14 protein-coding genes are annotated in these 18680 nt (G+C 32.5%); 11 read left to right on the top strand and 3 right to left on the bottom strand.

Annotated elements, in window-relative coordinates; all coding sequences use genetic code 11:
• The first annotated feature begins 219 nt into the window (after positions 1 to 219).
• The 5 genes from QZ260_RS12020 to QZ260_RS12000 all read left to right on the top strand — a co-directional run bounded on the left by QZ260_RS12020 (position 220) and on the right by QZ260_RS12000 (position 7025).
• Positions 220 to 2049, top strand: a complete 1830-nt coding sequence (locus tag QZ260_RS12020; protein WP_295986574.1) for a T9SS type A sorting domain-containing protein — start codon at positions 220 to 222, stop codon at positions 2047 to 2049.
• A 519-nt stretch (positions 2050 to 2568) separates the two neighbouring features.
• On the top strand, positions 2569 to 3249 hold the full coding sequence (locus QZ260_RS12015; protein WP_295986571.1) for a succinate dehydrogenase cytochrome b subunit: 681 nt from the start codon (positions 2569 to 2571) through the stop codon (positions 3247 to 3249).
• 2 nt (positions 3250 to 3251) lie between these two features.
• A complete protein-coding gene (locus QZ260_RS12010) occupies positions 3252 to 5252 on the top strand; it encodes a fumarate reductase/succinate dehydrogenase flavoprotein subunit (RefSeq protein WP_295986569.1) in 2001 nt (666 codons plus the stop codon).
• Positions 5253 to 5262: 10 nt separating this feature from the next.
• Entirely contained in the window at positions 5263 to 6006 is a 744-nt protein-coding gene (locus QZ260_RS12005; RefSeq protein ID WP_295986567.1) for a succinate dehydrogenase/fumarate reductase iron-sulfur subunit, read from the top strand.
• Positions 6007 to 6101: 95 nt separating this feature from the next.
• On the top strand, positions 6102 to 7025 hold the full coding sequence (locus tag QZ260_RS12000; RefSeq protein ID WP_295986566.1) for a M28 family peptidase: 924 nt from the start codon (positions 6102 to 6104) through the stop codon (positions 7023 to 7025).
• An 18-nt stretch (positions 7026 to 7043) separates the two neighbouring features.
• On the opposite strand, the gene QZ260_RS11995 is transcribed toward QZ260_RS12000, so the two are convergent.
• Positions 7044 to 10466, bottom strand: a complete 3423-nt coding sequence (locus QZ260_RS11995; RefSeq protein ID WP_295986564.1) for a hypothetical protein — start codon at positions 10464 to 10466, stop codon at positions 7044 to 7046.
• 182 nt (positions 10467 to 10648) lie between these two features.
• Here QZ260_RS11995 and QZ260_RS11990 point away from each other — a divergent pair, with 182 nt between their 5' ends.
• The 3 genes from QZ260_RS11990 to QZ260_RS11980 all read left to right on the top strand — a co-directional run bounded on the left by QZ260_RS11990 (position 10649) and on the right by QZ260_RS11980 (position 13581).
• Complete coding sequence (locus QZ260_RS11990) at positions 10649 to 11419, top strand: exodeoxyribonuclease III (protein ID WP_295986561.1); 771 nt, start codon at positions 10649 to 10651, stop codon at positions 11417 to 11419.
• 15 nt (positions 11420 to 11434) lie between these two features.
• Positions 11435 to 12391, top strand: coding sequence for an OmpA family protein (locus QZ260_RS11985; RefSeq protein WP_295986597.1), 957 nt, complete (start codon positions 11435 to 11437; stop codon positions 12389 to 12391).
• Between the two features lie 158 nt (positions 12392 to 12549).
• A complete protein-coding gene (locus QZ260_RS11980) occupies positions 12550 to 13581 on the top strand; it encodes an aldo/keto reductase (protein WP_295986558.1) in 1032 nt (343 codons plus the stop codon).
• Positions 13582 to 14529: 948 nt separating this feature from the next.
• Here QZ260_RS11980 and QZ260_RS11975 read toward each other — a convergent pair.
• Together QZ260_RS11975 and QZ260_RS11970 are read right to left on the bottom strand one after the other, a co-directional pair.
• On the bottom strand, positions 14530 to 16077 hold the full coding sequence (locus tag QZ260_RS11975; RefSeq protein ID WP_295986555.1) for a ribonuclease E/G: 1548 nt from the start codon (positions 16075 to 16077) through the stop codon (positions 14530 to 14532).
• Between the two features lie 310 nt (positions 16078 to 16387).
• Entirely contained in the window at positions 16388 to 16678 is a 291-nt protein-coding gene (locus tag QZ260_RS11970) for an HU family DNA-binding protein (RefSeq protein WP_055442767.1), read from the bottom strand.
• A gap of 140 nt (positions 16679 to 16818) precedes the next feature.
• Here QZ260_RS11970 and mutY point away from each other — a divergent pair, with 140 nt between their 5' ends.
• The 3 genes from mutY to QZ260_RS11955 form a co-directional block, all read left to right on the top strand.
• Positions 16819 to 17862, top strand: a complete 1044-nt coding sequence (gene mutY, locus QZ260_RS11965; RefSeq protein WP_295986545.1) for an A/G-specific adenine glycosylase — start codon at positions 16819 to 16821, stop codon at positions 17860 to 17862.
• Between the two features lie 91 nt (positions 17863 to 17953).
• Positions 17954 to 18400 carry a single-stranded DNA-binding protein gene (ssb, locus tag QZ260_RS11960; RefSeq protein ID WP_295986543.1) on the top strand — a complete coding sequence of 149 codons (447 nt, stop codon included), beginning with the start codon at positions 17954 to 17956 and terminating at the stop codon, positions 18398 to 18400.
• Between the two features lie 53 nt (positions 18401 to 18453).
• A partial coding sequence (locus QZ260_RS11955) for a CNNM domain-containing protein (RefSeq protein ID WP_295986541.1) occupies positions 18454 to 18680 on the top strand: 227 nt, incomplete at its 3' end.

Genomic DNA, 18680 nt, shown 5'->3' with positions numbered 1-18680 from the left:
CATTAATAAATATTTATTAATGGCTTTTTTATTGCAAATTAATAACAACTCTTTGATACCGATTGTTTTCAATTTGCAATAAAAATATTTCAATTAATAACATCTTATCGAATTTAACATTTCTGAAAAGTCTAAAAGTAAAAGCTTCCCGTATATTAATTTAATCACCGTAATCCCTCAATAATGAGGTGTATTTTAACTATTTCAAAAATTGAAGGGATGAAGAAACACGTACTAATTAGTTTGTTATTTTTTTTAGTAATATCTAAATCAATATCTGCACAACTAATGCTTAAAAAAGTATCATTAAGCAAACAAATTGATAAATCAACTTTAGTTTTAGAGGGAAAAGTACTTTCAAAAAAATCTTTTTGGGATACAAATCACCAAAAAATATATACTATAAACACCATAGAAGTATTTAAGGTTTTTAAAGGGGAAGTATCACCAAAAATTGAAATTATAACACTTGGTGGAGTTATTGGTATGGATGCTCAAATTGTTTATCCGAGTTTAAAATTAAATATTGATGATACAGGTGTCTTCACATTATATAATAGTAAAGTAGAATTAGAATCTAAAGCGGTGTCTACTAAACTGAGATTTAAACCCTACGGATCATTACAAGGGTTCTATAAATACGATATTGGTAATGATACTGCGGTAAACCAATTTACTTCTAAAAAAGGAATTTCAAATTCTTTTTACAATGAAATAATGAGTTACACAAAATCTAATTATACGGAATTAACAAATTTTGATGTTCAAAATAAGACTTCAGTATTAAATAAAACAAGTAATTTACTTCCAGTAACAATTGCAAGTTTTTCTCCTACAAGTTTAACAGCAGGTACAGGATCGGTTTTAATTATTACAGGCTCTAATTTTGGAAGTACAAAAGGCATAGTTAGTTTTAGTAATGCTGATAATGGAGGTTCAGGCTCAGTAAATGCTTTAGACAGTCAAATATTAACATGGACTGATACAAGAATTACGGTCGAAATTCCTTCTGAGGCTGGGACAGGAAGAGTTAAGGTAACTAACAATGATGGTAGTTTTATAACTTCTAGTGGTACGTTATTTGTTACCTATGCTCAAGCAAACATAGTTTCGGATTACTTAAATTCGGGTGTTAATGTGGCATATAAAACACAGCTAATTGATGATAATGGAAGTGGCGGTTATACTTGGCATATGACATCAAGTTTTTCTGAGCTCACTGGAGCAAAAGAAGCACTATATAGAGCATTAAAAACATGGAGTTGTGAGACTCAAATTAATTGGATTTTAAATGAATCAAACATTATATCAAGTCCTAGTGCACAAAATAAAGGAAATTTAGATACTTTTAATGTATTGTCCTTTGATGATAGCACAAGTACCAATCCAGAAGACGATTTACCCGACACCGTTCTTGGTTCAAGAACCTCATACTATTCTGCATGTACGGTAACAAAAAATGGTGCTCCTAGTTTGGACTGGTATGTAACTGAATTTGATATCATATTTGATGACGAAACTAATTGGAACTTTAATTCACAAAACCCAGGAAGTACTGAGTTTGATTTTGAAAGTGTTGCGCTTCATGAATTAGGGCATTGCAGGCAAATGGATCACATTATTGATACAGATAATATAATGCATTTTGCTATTGCTAACGGAGAATCATTAAGATTTTTAAATACCAATAATATTGAAGGTGCAAACATGATACAAGAAAATAGTACAGCCGAACCAGTATGCGGTAAGCCTATAATGACTAATTTTTCTGGTAGTTGTGCTTTAGGCATTGAAGAAGATAAATTAAATGAAGGTGTTAGAGTTTATCCAAACCCAACTAAAGGGGATTTATTCATAAGTAATAATAGAAATATTAATTTAGAAAGAGTGGCTGTCTTTGATGTATCGGGGAGGCTTATTGCTCAAAAAGATATTTCAAGTACATATGGTTTAAACACTATTCATTTAAACAGTGTTTCAAATGGAATTTATTTTGTCAATATTTATTCGGATACTACATATATAACAAAAAAAATAACTTTGGAATAGGAGATTATTTAACATCTAATTATTCATGATTTAGTTTATTAATCGAATGATAGCTATAACTTCGCCAGCACCTAAGCCAGCTCCATAAATAATTCTAAGATTCCAATAAGTCCATGCTGCCAGTTGTTATTAGTTCCATCATGCTAAGAATGCTGCCGTCAAATCCACCACCTAATATTCCTGCTACAGAATTCCATAATGTTCCTGATGATTAATTTTTCATAAGTGAGTCAGTGGCGTTTCAATCAACTACTCTACTAATTAGTTGAATAGTCAAAGGTAAATACGCTTCCATTTTACTAAATATTAATAAGGTAATATCATGAAATTGATAAAGTATCTATTAATTACTTAAGAAAGTGTGCTTTTGTTTTAAGTATTACGAATTTATTTGTGTATTAGATGATAATTCAAACTTTCTTTAAAATCATTCTAAATAATGAAAACTTGACATTTGTTATTTGTCTAAGAATGTGTTCATAACTACATTTGTTCAAACTTAAAAATAACTTAAAAATAATGGGCGGATTTTTTAAATCTTCGATTGGAAGAAAAGTAGCAATGGCGCTTTCTGCATTCTTCCTCATGTTTTTCTTAATTATACATCTAGCTGTAAATATCACGTCAGTTTTTAGTGAAGCGTCCTTTAATGAGTTAGCTCATTTTATGGGAACTAACCCTCTAGTGCAATTTGCATTGCAGCCTGTTTTAATTTTTGGTGTCGTATTTCATTTTGTAATGGGTTTTATCCTTGAGATTAAAAACAAAAAGGCTAATGGTGTAAACTATGCAAAAAATAACGGTGCTGCTAACTCAACTTGGATGAGCAGAAATATGATTTACAGTGGGCTGGCCATACTGGCATTTATTGTACTTCATTTTATAGATTTCTGGATTCCAGAATTAAATACTAAATATGTTGTAGGAGACATGTCTGGGATGCACCTTGGGGAATTTAGATATTATCAAGAGTTAGTAGAGAAATTTCATAGTCACATAAGAACCATTGCTTACGTTCTTGCTTTTATATTGTTAGGATTGCATTTAGCACATGGATTTACATCGGCTTTTCAATCTATGGGAGTTACTGCTGGCAGAAAGAAAACACTTCAAAATATTGGAAAAGGGTATTCAATTATAATTCCGTTAGGTTTTATTATTATCGCACTTTATCACCACCTTAAATACGTATTATCATAGATATGGCAACATTAGATTCAAAAGTACCAAAGGGTCCAATTAAAGATAAATGGACAGATTATAAAGATCAGATCAATCTTGTAAATCCAGCTAACAAACGTAATATAGATATTATTATAGTAGGCACAGGATTAGCAGGAGGTTCTGCAGCAGCTACTTTGGCAGAATTAGGATATAATGTAAAGGCATTTTGTTTTCAAGATTCACCTAGACGTGCGCATTCAATTGCAGCTCAAGGTGGAATTAATGCGGCAAAAAACTATCAAGGTGATGGTGACTCGACATATAGATTGTTTTATGATACAGTAAAAGGGGGTGATTATCGTTCACGTGAATCTAATGTGCATCGTTTAGCCGAAGTCTCAACAAACATTATAGACCAATGTGTTGCACAAGGAGTTCCTTTTGCGCGAGATTATGGTGGATTGTTAGATAACCGTTCATTTGGAGGGGTATTGGTGTCAAGAACATTTTACGCTAAGGGGCAAACAGGTCAGCAATTATTATTAGGTGCTTATTCTGCCATGAACCGTCAAATAGGACGCGGTAAAATCAAAATGTACAGTCGTCATGAAATGCTTGATGTTGTTATTGTTGATGGTAAAGCAAGAGGAATTATTGCACGTAATTTAGTAACAGGAGAGATTGAGCGTCATTCAGCACATGCGGTTGTTTTAGGAACAGGAGGTTATGGTAATGCTTTTTACCTTTCTACATATGCAATGGGTAGTAACGCAACAGCAGCATGGAAAGCGCACAAACGTGGTGCTTTTTTTGCAAATCCGTGTTACACACAGATTCATCCAACTTGTATCCCAGTTTCTGGTGATCATCAATCTAAACTAACATTGATGTCTGAATCATTGCGAAATGATGGACGTATATGGGTACCAAAAAACATGGATGATGTTTTAGCTATTAGAGAAGGTAAATTAAAACCTACTGATTTATCAGAAGAAAATAGAGATTATTATTTAGAGCGTCGTTATCCAGCCTTTGGAAACTTAGTACCTAGGGATGTCGCTTCAAGAGCAGCAAAAGAGCGTTGCGATGCAGGTTACGGAGTAAATAAAACAGGAGAGGCAGTATATTTAGATTTTGCTGCAGCTATCGAGCGTTATGGAAAAGAACAAGCGCATGTTAAAGGACTAGATGAAGATGATAAAGCTGTTATAGATAAATTAGGAAAAGATATTATTAAAGCGAAATATGGAAACTTATTCCAGATGTACGAAAAAATCGTAGATCAAAACCCATATGAAACACCAATGATGATTTTTCCTGCGGTGCATTACACGATGGGTGGTATTTGGGTAGATTATAACCTAATGACTACTGTTCCTGGATTGTACGCCATTGGAGAAGCTAATTTCTCAGATCATGGTGCTAACAGACTTGGTGCTTCGGCATTAATGCAAGGATTGGCTGATGGTTATTTTGTGCTTCCATATACTATTGGTGATTATTTAGCTGATGATATTCGAACAGGACCAATTCCAACAGATATCAAAGAATTTGATACTGCTGAGAAAAACGTTACTGAAGTTATTGATAAGTTAGTAAACAACAATGGAACACATTCTGTTGATTATTTCCATAAGAAATTAGGAAAAATTATGTGGAATAAGTGTGGAATGGCAAGAAATGAAAAAGATTTGGAATCTGCTATTACTGAAATATCCGAATTGAGGGAAGAGTTCTGGAACGATGTTAAAGTTCCTGGTAATGCTGATGAATATAACGAGGAGCTTGCAAAAGCTGGTCGTGTTGCAGATTTTCTAGAATTAGGAGAGTTGTTTGCTAAAGATGCTTTACAAAGAGAAGAATCTGCTGGAGGACATTTTAGAGATGAGTATCAAACCCCAGAGGGTGAAGCTATGCGTAGAAAAGAATTTCAATACGTATCTGCTTGGGAGTATAAAGGAGCTCCTAAAGATGCAGTTTTACATAAGGAAGAGTTAGTATACGAAAATATTGAAGTAAAAGAAAGAAGTTATAAATAGCAGATTGGTTATGAAATTAACATTGAAAATATGGCGTCAAAAAAGCGCTAACGATAAAGGAAAAATTGTTGACTATAAGCTTGATGATGTATCGCCAGATATGTCTTTCTTAGAAATGCTAGATGTTTTAAATCAAGAATTAATTGATAAGGATGAAGAACCAATTGCATTTGATCATGATTGTCGCGAAGGGATTTGTGGTATGTGTTCCATGTATATAAATGGTCGTGCACATGGTCCAGATAGAAGTATTACTGTTTGTCAATTACACATGAGAAGTTTTAGTGATGGCGATACTATTTATATAGAACCTTGGCGTGCATCTGCATTTCCTGTAATTAAAGATTTAATAGTAGATAGAACTGCTTTTGATCGTATTCAACAAGCTGGTGGTTTCATTTCGGTAAATACATCAGGAAATACACAAGACGCAAATTCAATTCCTATTTCAAAGTATGCTGCCGATGATGCTATGGATGCAGCAACTTGTATTGGTTGCGGAGCTTGTGTAGCAACTTGTAAAAACTCGTCGGCTATGTTATTTGTTGGTGCTAAAGTATCGCAATATGCATTATTGCCCCAAGGACAAATAGAGGCTGCAGAACGTGTCCAAAATATGGTATCACAAATGGATTTGGAAGGTTTTGGTAATTGCACCAATACTGGAGCTTGTGAGGTTGAGTGCCCTAAAGGAATTTCACTAGATAATATTGCTAGAATGAATAGAGAATTAATGAAAGCTACCGTTAAGTAATAAGATTTAATAGAAATATTTAAGCCCATATCAACACGTTGGTATGGGCTCCGTTATTAAATAAATTTAAGTATATTTAATCAGCACTAATATTTATGTATAAAATTCTTTTATTAATTGTTTTCTGTTTAACGTTTCCAGTGGCAGATATTTTTGCTCAAGCAGAATCTAATCAGTTTTCTTTATTTGATAAAAATGAGCTTCTCAAGCATGTTAAATCATTATCCTCTGATTTATTTGAAGGCAGAAGAACTGGCACAAAAGGTTCTGCCAAATCTAGAAAATATATAGTTAATCAATTTCATACCTTAAAGGTTCAGCCTTTAGGTAAGTCTTTTGAGCAATCATTTTCATTTATTGAAAAGAGAAAAGTATTTGAAGCAGTAAACATATTGGGGCTTATTAAAGGGACTAAGGTTCCTAAAGAATATATAGTTATTAGTGCACATTATGATCATGAAGGCATTAAATATGGAAAAATTTATAACGGTGCTGATGACAATGCTTCAGGAATAAGTGCCTTGTTTGCTTTTGCTGAATATTTTAAAAAGTTTCCGCCAAAGCATTCAGTGATTTTGGCTGCATTTGATGGAGAAGAGCTGGGGCTTAAAGGTTCTGAATATTTTGTAAAAAACTCAATTATTTCTTCAAATGATATTATACTTAATATGAATATGGATATGATAAGCCGAAGCGATAAGAAAGAATTGTATGTAGTAGGAGTTTCAGAAAACAAGAAATTAAAGGACTTAATTATAAATTCTAGACAGTCATCCGTAATAAAACTTGTTAGTGGTCATGATGGAGAAGATAACTTAGACAATTGGACCTATTCATCAGATCATGCCAATTTTTATAAAAAAGGTATTCCATTTTTATATTTTGGGGTTGAAGACCATAAAGATTATCATGAACCTACAGATAATTATGAAAATATTCAACCAGAGTTTTATACTGAAGCTGTAAAAACTATTATTTCTGTTTTTAAAAAAATAGATGATTCGAATACGAGATTTTAATGGGTAAATGGTTTGTTTTTAGAAATAAGCTTTTAACTGAATAGAACCCGAGTGAATCGTTCTGCTAGTCTCTGTTTTTCTTCCAAAGTAACTCAGATTCAAATCTAAAAATTTAGTTAGTTTTTTTTGAGCCAATAAACTCCAAGTAAAGTTTTTTCCTGGTTGCAAGCCTTCTAGAAGTTGATAGGCAACGGGTGTATTTGGGTTACCTATATAGTCATTAGAGAAGTAATTAAACTCACCATTTATGGCGCTATTTTGACTATTTCCTAAGGTAAATGATATGCCATATTTCTGCTGATTTAAAGACTCCATGTCACCAATAGTATTGTTTTTGCTTGCGTATTGATAAAACATATCAAAACTGGAGTTATCATTAAATAAATAAGAAAGTTTTGGGTTGAATCTAGTCTCATCAAAATTGAAATTTTTGCTTGCGAAATTTTCACTAATACTCTCATTGTTATCAAATGCAGAAAGCATATTAATTAACCAGTTTTTAGATATTTTATGATTAAAATTAAATTGATGACTTTTTAAACTATTCTCAATAAACCCAACAGATAACACCTGTCGCGTCGTGTTATCCAAAAATGTATAAGAGGTTGTATAACGTTGCTTACCTCTATTAAAAAATAGAACATTTCTAAAGTTTAATTGTAAACCAAGTTGGTCTTCTTCGCTCGTGTTAAACGGATTTAAATTGAAACGACTACCTTCTCGTTTTATCTTTCTGTCTATTAAATAACTGGTTTGGTTGTAAAAATGTGACCAAAATTGTTTTGATTTGTTTTCTGAAACTGACCATTGAGAAGGGTTGAAAGTAAGTGTTTGACTCAATCTATTTTGATGTGTTTTTATAAAAACTCGATTGGGTAAAAGTACACGAATAAATCGACCTTGATCTTGAAATTGGGCAATTTCAAATTCCTCAAGCTCTTGAATACCATTTTCGTTGTAATCATTCCAAGTATAAGTACCTTGACCAGCTTCAACTTCTACATAAGTAAAGTCTTGTTGCGGCAATCTTCCTGAATTTGTTTCAAAAATGGTATTCCATTGTATTATTTGTTTGAAAAGTTTTTGATTAAACTGCAGTCTAGAGTTTATGGAGTTTTCATCTTCAATAGTTTTATCATTGCTTTTTAGGGTTCGGTAATTGGCATATAAAGACAGGTTCGTATTTTTATTTTGAATAATTCTAGAATCCAAATAAAATGTATTTGACGTATTAACTTTTTGTAATTGATTGTTTTTAATACTATCATTTACTCGATTTTTATAACCTATTTCAGTGAAGATTTTGGTGCTATCTCCAAGTCCAACAAATATTTCATAAGATTTAAATCTCTGGCTTAAAGGAGTGAGTTCTTGCGTAGCTATGTTACGTTGTTCATTATCTTCAATAGCTATTCTTGAGCCTATCCAGCTTTTTTTCATGCTGTAGGTAAAGCGGTTATAGGATCTCAAAAATGTAGATGTGTTTATATTAGATTCAGTATTTAAAAAACTAGAAGATGATAAAATATTGAATTTATTTAAAAGTAAATTAGCTTGGGCTATATGGCGATTTCCATTAAAGCCATCAGAAAAATTTAAATGTTCAAATTGGTAATTTAAAGTCCCTTTTGTTTGATGAAACATCCTAAAACCAGAATTAAATAACATTTGATTACCTAAATTAAGGCCAATACCTCTTACGTTATTGAGGTCTAAATTCCAATCTCGGTTAAATTCCGGATTGTACAACCCTTCAATATTTCTATATTCAGCGCTTATATAATCGCTATCTATATACACATCCATATTCCAAAGACTGTCTTTTTTTACTAGAGTTTGGTTAATGTTTATTTTTCCAGCAAATCCATCATTATTGTTATCATCAGAGTTTGAAAATAAATTCAAATCATTTTTGCTGCCAGAAGCTTCAAAACTAATTTTCGTTTTTTCTGAAGGTTTGTAACTTCCATTCAAAACAGCTATTTGAAGTTTTATAGGGGCTACAAGCTGAACAACTGGAGCATAACTTCCTTGGTTAGCGCCAACAAACTCATAAATATTATTAATGGCATTGATATTACTCAAAGCATAATCACCTTGATTTGCGCCAACTAAAGTGAATGTTACACGATACAATTCATCATTTGGATCATTTGAAAACACAAAAGCTTCAACACTACCAATGAGTTCTTTTTTGTATAAAATTCTGTTGTCATTTAGTTCTTCTCGTACTTCTGATGGTGCAACCATTTGTGTCCTATCATCGCCAGCATCCGCTAAAATTTGTACTTGTTCTTCTGAAAGATTTTGTTGTAGAGGCTGATTTTTTGCATCGTTTTCAGAATATACAGAAACGCCTAATTTAAATTTTTCGCTTGAGTAATTCCCCCCTCCAAACGCAACAAATCGGGAATAATTACGATCACTAAATTGATAATCAACAGTAATTCGCATTTCTGAAGTAATTGGAAAAGTGGCATTAAAAATTATTTCACCTGCATTATAATCGATGATATAATCTTGGTCTTCACCACGTTTTGCAGGAATACCGTTTACATAAACAGTTTCACTTCCTGATACGATAAGCACAAACAATTCTCCATTAGGTCCTTGTAATTTATAAGGACCTTGATTCCCTTCTTGCGCTATAAACTGACTGGTAGTAAATTGACCACGCACAATCGCACCTGCTGCGAATAAATTGGTTTGAGTATCATCTTCACCCAATTTTAATTTCAAATTTAATCCTTGTACACGTTTTGAAAAATTCGCAAAATAAGAATCAGCATTTACTAAATCAATATCTCCAGCACGAATATTCCAGTTGTCGCTAAACAATTCAATAAACACTTGATCAAATTCATCTAAACGCTGACTGTAACCACTTTCTTGTAAAGGAATATTTGCATCTTGAATGGATGCTTTAAGTGAGACTTTATCATTTAGTTTGCCAGTAATTTGAAGGTCTAATTCACTGTTTAAAACTGAATTTTGATTATTACCAACCGTAACACCACGCGAAATACTACCTGATGTCGTTAAACCATCAAAAGGGATAAAATCATTATTAGTATTGGGTTGCGATAACGTATAAAGCGTTTGATTTTGGTCGTTGTTTTCAACTATTATATTATCATCTAATTGTTTGTAGGTTTTTGTTAAAAACTCTGGAAAATTTAAGTAGTTTATAATGATAGAATCGGTTTCAATAGGTTTTTTAAACGTTAAAGTAGCTTTAGCAAAATCAACAGAATAATAGGTTGAATCAATAATTGTCTTGTCCTTTTTTCTAATGGAAAATGAATTGGAATTGATACCAACGCTATCAATTTTAATGGTATTCTTTACTGCAACATGTTTTGTTTTATAAATAGAATTTTGACTTTGCGAAAAACCGCAAAAGCTAACTAAAATAATAAGGAGACCTATAAAAAACTTCATCAGATACTTAAACTGCAAATCGTTTAAAATATTTTGTTAATAGCTTCGTTAAAACTCAAGCTATATTTAATAGTGTAAAAGTAACGCATTATTTATTTTAGCTAAAATTAGATTTGTTTTCTATTGAAAACGAATCTATCCTGATTAAACTCAGGATCTTTTCAAACTTTAATTAGAAATTAATGAAAATCATATCTTATAACGTAAATGGTATTCGTGCAGCTGTTAACAAAGGTTTTATTGATTGGTTAAAAGCTGCAAATCCAGATGTTGTTTGTTTGCAAGAAATAAAGGCTTTAGAAGAACAATTAGATTTAAGTCTTTTTGAAGAAGCAGGTTATAAGTACAATTACTGGTTTAGTGCCCAAAAAAAAGGCTATAGTGGTGTTGCTATTTTAAGTAAATCGGAGCCTAAACATGTGGAGTGTGGAACGGGTATAGCCTCTATGGATTTTGAAGGTAGAAATATTCGGGCCGATTTTGATGGCGTTTCGGTTATGAGTTTGTATTTACCATCAGGTACAAATGATGCCAGATTGAATCACAAATTGGAATACATGGCTATGTTTCAAGATTATATAAATAATCTTAAAAAAGATTTTCCAAACCTTATTATTTGTGGCGATTACAATATTTGTCACCAAGAAATGGATATTCATAACCCTAAAATGAAGGGCGTTTCAGGATTTTTACCAGTTGAACGCAAGTGGATTGGCAGTTTTCTTGATAACGGATTCATTGATTCATTCAGATTTATAAATCCGGAACTACAACAATATAGCTGGTGGAGTTATCGGGCTAATTCACGCGCTAATAACAAAGGTTGGCGATTAGATTACGCGATGGTATCAGAACCATTACAAGAAAACATAGAAAGAGCCGTTATACTTTCAGAAGCGGTGCATAGCGACCATTGTCCTATTCTTCTGGAAATAAAAAATAATAAACAATAAATGAACCCAAATAAAATGATTAAAAAGATTGTATTCACAGTGTTTGCTCTAGTGGTGTTAGCCTCTTGCGTATCACCCAAAGTTTATAAAGAACTAGAGTCAAAATATGCCGATTTAAAAAAGGATAACAGAACCCTTTCTGCAGATAATGAAGCCCTTTTAGGTGCTAAAACCGCAGCCGAAAACGAATTGAAGCAATTACAATCTGCCTACGATGAGGCCGTTGCGCAACGCGATAAATTACAAGCCGATTACAACGCAACAAAATCAAATTACAATAATTTAAAAGCCTCTTACGATGCTTTAGAAAAAAATAGTTCGGCAGCCATAGCAGCAAACTCTAAAAAGAATAGAGAGTTGTTAGCGCAGTTAGAAGCTAAAGAACAAGCTTTAGCAGCAGAAAATGCAAGACTAGAAAAGCTTAAAAAAGAGTTAGAAGACCGCTCAAATCGTGTAGCAGAATTGGAAAATGTAATAGCATCAAAAGATGCAGCTATGACGGCGTTAAAAAACGCAATATCTAGAGCCTTAACCGATTTTGAAGGCAAAGGATTAACCGTAGAGCAACGCGATGGAAAGGTATACGTATCTATGGAAAATAAATTGTTATTCAGTTCAGGGAGTTGGGCCGTTGGTTCAGAGGGAACTAGAGCGGTAAAGCAACTTGGTAACGTGCTTGGCGATAACCCAGATATTGCTGTTTTAATTGAAGGTCATACCGATAATGTGCCTTACACAGGTAACGGCATCTTAACTAGTAACTGGGATTTATCAACCAAACGTGCTACGGCTATCGTTAATATTTTAAGAGAGAACAACGATATAAATCCTGAAAATTTAACTGCTGCAGGACGTGGCGAATTTGCACCTATAACCTCTAACGCTTCAAAAGAAGGCAAAGCTAAAAACAGACGTATAGAAGTGATTTTAACACCAAAGTTAGACGAACTCTCTAAGTTGTTAAGCGAGTAATTACATAAGGGCGTTACCACAAGGGTCGCGCTTTCGGCAGTCGCTCTCTACGAGGAGCTTCAACAAATGCCTCAATCCCTCACGCATAAAAAATCTTTAAAAGCTTCAAGGCTTTTAAAGGTTTTTTATCTTTACGCTTCTTAAAAAAAATGCTATAAATGAAATACACTACAATACCGAATACCGGAATAAAAGTTAGTAAAATATGCTTAGGCTCTATGACCTGGGGAAATCAAAACAACGAAGCCGAAGGACATCAACAAATGGATTATGCTATTGGCCAAGGCGTTAATTTTATTGATACTGCCGAATTATATCCTGTGCCAGCCACTGCAGAACTAAGTGGAAGAACTAGTAAAATTATTGGCACCTGGTTAAAGAAATCTGGAAATAGAGATAAAGTAGTAATAGCATCTAAAATCGCAGGAGGAGGTGATTATACAGCGCATATTCGTACCACAGGTTTTAGCCCAAAAGCTATAAAAGAAGCTATCGATTTAGAACTGGAAAGATTGCAAACTGATTACATTGATTTATACCAATTACATTGGCCAGAGCGCGATACCAATAGATTTGGTGTTAGAAATTTTAAGTTGGATACGAAGTGGGAAGACAATTTTAACGAGGTTCTTCACAGCTTAGACGTTGAAGTTAAAGCCGGTAGAATAAGAAACATAGGTATTTCAAATGAGAATTCTTGGGGAACTATGCGTTATTTGGAAGAATCGAAACATCATAATTTACCCAGAGTTGCGACTATTCAAAATGCGTATTCACTATTAACAAGAACCTTTGAGACTGATTTAGCAGAAGTGGCTTTGAGAGAAAACGTGGGTTTGTTAGCATATTCACCTATGGCATTTGGTGTGTTATCGGGTAAATACATAAAAGGAAAGGCAGATGATAATGCACGTCTTAAATTATTTCCAAGATTTGCTAGATATAGTGGTGAAAAAGCTGAAGAGGCGGCAAAACACTATTTGAAAATAGCTGAAGGCAATAATATGACTTTAGCACAAATGAGTTTAGCGTTTGTTAACCAACAATCTTTTGTTACCAGTACTATTATTGGAGCTACTAATATAGAACAGCTTAAAGAGAATATTGATAGTATAGATGTGACTTTGAGTGAAGACGTTTTACAACAAATTGAGGAAGTACATCAGGTTATTCCTAATCCTGCGCCTTAAGTTTTTAAAAAGTCTGTTACTAGGCTTTGTTTAGGGCTGACAGGTCTAATCGTTTATGAGAAGTAATTATTTTATGATAGCCAACAGAATTAATAAATGTGAGCTTTAATTAAAAAGTAAATAGGCACGATGTACTTTAAAAAACAGTTATTTTTTTCCTTATTCATTTTGATTATTTTATCAGTTGTTTTTTATAAACAAACAACTATTAAAAATCGCATCAAGAATAGCAATTTGACAAATGTGGAAATAGTAAACACTTATTGCTCGAATAGATTGTCGAAAAATAATTATAGTTATTTTGAGTTTAAGTATCTTAATAACATATATAAACAAAGTGTAAGTGGATCAAAGTGTAAAGAGATATCGACTAAACAAAAATTAAGTCTTTATTATTTTTCTAAAGGGGATGAGTTTTTTTTGCCAGAGATAGCAGTTAAAAACTATTATAGAAAATTTATAATTATACTTGCCATTATACTAGTATTGGGTTTAATTCCCTATAAATCATTTCTTAAATGAGGGAAATTATTTTAGGGCTACCTATTCTAGCTAAGTTTTTAAATGCAAAAGAGTATGAGGGTCTAGTTATATAAGGTATTAATTTCGAGTTGAATTATAATTCTTCTGAGAGCTCAATTAAATTTGAAAATCATAAAAAATAATTTTGTTTTAGTTGCATATAAAAAGAGTAGCACTTTTTAAAAGATATTTATAAACCCGTTATCATTAAGTTATGCTTAGTCGGGTAAAAGTAAGTTAATGTGAATTGAATTCTATTATATATGGGCAAGTATTCAACACGAATTAGGGCTTGAATGGCTGTTTCAGCTCACGTGCGAATAGGAAGCGAGTAGTATAGCCCGATTCTTTAGATAGCGCCAAAAAAATTTAAAACAAAAGGACATAAAAAAAACCCGCTAACTTTAAAAGTAGCGGGTTTTTTAATTATTTAATTTGATTACCATCTTTGTCAAAAAAATGATATTCTAAGTATGTGTAAGCATCTCTTGGTAAAATTTTAACCCATTTTTTATGTTCTAAAAACCATTTAGAACGCACAGATGGAATACCTTTTGTTAAAAAGGCTGCTATAAAAGGATGTGTGTTTAAAGTCAACTTTTTATAGTCTTTTTTAATTAGTTTTTCAAGATCGTGATTTATTTTTTGAACCAACCCTATAGGTGCTTCTACCTCAGCGCCATTAATAATAGCGTCAGGATTTTCCTCACGTGTTTTAATGTTCATTTCTGGGCGAACACGTTGTCTTGTAATTTGTATCAATCCAAATTTACTTGGAGGCAATATTTTATGTTTTGCTCTATCATCTTTCATTTCATCACGAAGATGGTTGAACAATTTTTGCCTGTTTTCAGCATGAGTCATATCTATAAAGTCTACTACTATGATGCCGCCCATATCACGTAAGCGTAATTGACGAGCCATTTCTGTAGCAGCTATTATATTAACTTCTAGTGCTGTATCCTCTTGATTGTTTGCTTTGTTAGATCTGTTTCCGCTGTTTACATCTATAACATGCAGTGCTTCGGTGTGTTCAATTACCAAATATGCACCTTTAGACATAGAAACGGTTTTTCCAAACGAGGTTTTAATTTGTCTTTCAATTCCAAATTTTTCAAAAATTGGAACTTTAGACTGATACAATTTAACTATTGATTCTTTGTTGGGTGCAATTTCTTGCACGTAATCTTTAATTTGATAGTAGAGCTCTTCATCATCAACAGTAATTCCTGTAAAGGAATCATTAAATATGTCTCGTAAAATTGACGAGGCTTTATTCATTTCTCCTAATACTTTACTAGGGTGATGCGCTCTATGTAGCTTTTTACACATTGCCGTCCAACGACTAAGCAAGTTTTGTAAATCTTTATCTAGTTCAGCTACTTTTTTGCCTTGTGCTACAGTACGAATAATTACGCCAAAACCTTGGGGAGTAATACTCTTTACCAAACGTTTTAGTCTATCTTTTTCTTCGCGGTCTTCTATTTTTTGAGAAACAGAAATTCTGCTAGAAAAAGGTACTAAAACTATATATCTACCAGCAATAGAAAGCTCTGAGCTTATTCTAGGTCCTTTTGTGGATATAGGTTCTTTTACGATTTGTACTAATAGCGATTGATTTGATTTTAAGGCGTCAGAAATTTTGCCGTCTTTATCAATATCTTTTTCAAATGGGAAATTTTTCAAAGAAAAATCTCTTAATTTACCTGTGCTTACACGTTTTGTGAATTTTAAAAGAGAAGGTAATTTAGGCCCTAAATCATGATAATGCAAAAATGCATCTTTCTCATAACCTACATTAACAAATGCAGCATTTAGTCCCGGAACAGCTTTTCGGATTTTGGCTATAAACACATCACCAACCGCAAAGTCATTACTATCTTCATCTTTCTGTAATTCAATAAGTTTTCCATCTTTTAATAAGGCAAAATCAACATTGTCGGAACTAGATCTAATGATCAATTCTTTATCCATTCAGTTAATTTTTATCCATACAATTAAGTACAGATGGATTATACATTATTTTTTCACAGGATTTTAAATCCGTGGAGTTCATAAAACACCAAAGGCGTTAAAAAATTAATGAACTCATTTCAAAGAACTTGTTGTTTTTAAAACCAAAAAAAGCAGCTAATCTAACTACTTTTTTTGGTTTATTTTTTCTTTTTGTGACGGTTAGCGCGTCTACGTTTTTTACGTTTGTGCGTCGCTACCTTATGTCTTTTACGTTTTTTACCACTTGGCATAAATAGTGTGTTTTTAAATTAATAATTCGTTTAATGCTTTATTTAACGTCTACATTTGTTTTAACGCCTTCTACAAAAACTTTTGCAGGCTTAAATGCAGGGATATTATGAGCAGGTATCTTAATTGTTGTGTTTTTTGAAATATTTCTACCTGTTTTTTCAGCTCTAGTTTTAATTATAAAGCTTCCAAAACCTCTTAGGTAAACATTATCACCACCTTCTAAAGACGTTTTCACTTCTTCCATAAAAGTTTCAACAGTTGCCTGAACATCTCCTTTTTCAATTCCTAATTTCTCAGAAATTTTTGCTACTAAATCAGCCTTCGTCATTTTAATATATTATTTATTGTGTTATTCTAAATTCTAAAAGGGATGCAAATATAGGAATTTAATATTCAATATTTCAAACCTAATTCACTAAAATTTAATATTATAAACGTTTATTTTTGTTTGCTCTATTAAATATATTCATGATATTTTCAAAAACCTTAACACATTGGTATTCAAACAATAAGCGTAATTTGCCATGGCGAGAAACCAATAACCCATATTACATTTGGTTGTCGGAAATTATTTTGCAACAAACCCAAGTAAAACAGGGCCTACCATATTATGTAGCTTTTGTTAGCAAATTTCCAACTGTTTTTGAGTTGGCAAAGGCCGATGAAAGTGATGTTCTAAAACTTTGGCAGGGACTAGGCTATTATTCTCGTGCTAGGAATTTGCATGCATCTGCCAAGTATGTCGCTAATGAGCTAAAAGGAAAGTTTCCGGATAATTATATGGATTTACTAGAACTTAAGGGTGTAGGCGATTATACCGCAAGTGCTATAGCTTCCATTTGTTTTAATGAACCCACGGCTGTGGTAGATGGAAATGTATATCGCGTGTTATCCAGATATTTTGGAATTGATACTCCTATAAATTCTTCAAAAGGAACCAAAGAATTTAAAGCTTTAGCACAAGAGTTAATTGATAAAAAACATCCTGCAGAGTTTAATCAAGCCATTATGGAATTTGGGGCTACCCAATGCAAGCCCAAAAACCCGTATTGTCATATTTGTCCTTTTAATGAAGGGTGTCTAGCTTTTAATAATAATAGAATAGCTGAATTACCAGTAAAAATTAAATCCGCGAAAGCGAAAAAAAAACATTTTAATTTTTTAGTATTTATTTCTGAAGACAACAAAACAATTCTAGAAAAAAGAGAAAGTAAGGGTATCTGGCAAAATTTATATCAGTTTCCTTTAATTGAAACAGAAAAGAATGCGAATGATATTGAAGGTTTTAATAATTTCCTTGAGAATCATGATTTACTAAAAGGAATATCTTTTGAATTGTCTCTATATAATAAGGAGCCAATACTGCATAAATTATCACATCAACATTTATATACTCAATTTTGGGTTGTTAATGTAGAAAAACTTCCTACTGAGGGTGTTTCTATAGGTAAAGTAAGAGAATTTGCAGTACCTATTTTAATTGGGAATTTTATTGAATCGTTTAATTTCTAGTAGTTTGGAGTCAACAATCATATTTTTTTATTAATTTTAAAGAAATGAAGTGCAATTGGCTATTTTTGTCTTCTTTTAAAATATACATATTATGTCAGGTACATTAAATAAAGTAATGTTAATTGGGAATTTAGGTGATGATGTTAAAATGCATTATTTTGAAGGTGGTGGATGCGTAGGTCGCTTTCCCATAGCAACTAGTGAAACTTATACAAGTAAACAAACTAACGAGCGTATTACAAATACTGAATGGCATAATATTGTGGTTAGAAATAAAGGCGCTGAAATTTGTGAAAAATATTTAAGCAAAGGTGATAAGGTTTATATTGAAGGAAGGTTGAAAACCAGAAAATGGACGGATGATAAGGGTAATGACAGATATTCAACCGAAATTCAATGTAATGAATTTACATTTCTTTCAACAAAAAATGAAAGTGGAAGCAATGTTACAAACACCCCTGTTCTTCAAAAACCTGCTGAAAGCCAACAACCAGCTAGGCAGCCCATAGAAGATGAAAAAGATGATCTTCCCTTTTAATAATGTACTCGATAACTTATCGAGAAATCTATGTTTAACTAAACCAGTAGTAATTGGATCCTGACCCCGCGAGTTGTATATTTTTAATTATGGCAATTGATGTTTCAGTTGTTTTTAGTTTTGCATTACTGTTTTTACTTCTATTGTGTTCTGCACTTATTTCTGGTGCTGAAGTTGCTTTATTTTCATTAAAAAGAAACGATGTTGAAGAAGGTTTAGAGCAAAAATCAAAGCGTATTGAAATTATAGCTAAACTTTTAGAAAGTCCGAAAAAATTATT

The organism is uncultured Algibacter sp. (assembly GCF_905480415.1).
Taxonomy (GTDB): domain Bacteria; phylum Bacteroidota; class Bacteroidia; order Flavobacteriales; family Flavobacteriaceae; genus Algibacter_B.
Note: the sequence above shows the minus strand (reverse complement) of the source record. Positions and strands in the feature narration are given on the sequence as shown.

Bases quoted from the DNA above. Each gene is read 5' to 3' on its own strand.
- QZ260_RS12020 (WP_295986574.1), top strand. From the start codon at position 220: ATGAAGAAACACGTACTAATTAGTTTGTTATTTTTTTTAGTAATATCT.
- QZ260_RS12015 (WP_295986571.1), top strand. From the start codon at position 2,569: ATGGGCGGATTTTTTAAATCTTCGATTGGAAGAAAAGTAGCAATGGCG.
- QZ260_RS12010 (WP_295986569.1), top strand. From the start codon at position 3,252: ATGGCAACATTAGATTCAAAAGTACCAAAGGGTCCAATTAAAGATAAA.
- QZ260_RS12005 (WP_295986567.1), top strand. From the start codon at position 5,263: ATGAAATTAACATTGAAAATATGGCGTCAAAAAAGCGCTAACGATAAA.
- QZ260_RS12000 (WP_295986566.1), top strand. From the start codon at position 6,102: ATGTATAAAATTCTTTTATTAATTGTTTTCTGTTTAACGTTTCCAGTG.
- QZ260_RS11995 (WP_295986564.1), bottom strand. From the start codon at position 10,466: ATGAAGTTTTTTATAGGTCTCCTTATTATTTTAGTTAGCTTTTGCGGT.
- QZ260_RS11990 (WP_295986561.1), top strand. From the start codon at position 10,649: ATGAAAATCATATCTTATAACGTAAATGGTATTCGTGCAGCTGTTAAC.
- QZ260_RS11985 (WP_295986597.1), top strand. From the start codon at position 11,435: ATGATTAAAAAGATTGTATTCACAGTGTTTGCTCTAGTGGTGTTAGCC.
- QZ260_RS11980 (WP_295986558.1), top strand. From the start codon at position 12,550: ATGAAATACACTACAATACCGAATACCGGAATAAAAGTTAGTAAAATA.
- QZ260_RS11975 (WP_295986555.1), bottom strand. From the start codon at position 16,077: ATGGATAAAGAATTGATCATTAGATCTAGTTCCGACAATGTTGATTTT.
- QZ260_RS11970 (WP_055442767.1), bottom strand. From the start codon at position 16,678: ATGACGAAGGCTGATTTAGTAGCAAAAATTTCTGAGAAATTAGGAATT.
- mutY (WP_295986545.1), top strand. From the start codon at position 16,819: ATGATATTTTCAAAAACCTTAACACATTGGTATTCAAACAATAAGCGT.
- ssb (WP_295986543.1), top strand. From the start codon at position 17,954: ATGTCAGGTACATTAAATAAAGTAATGTTAATTGGGAATTTAGGTGAT.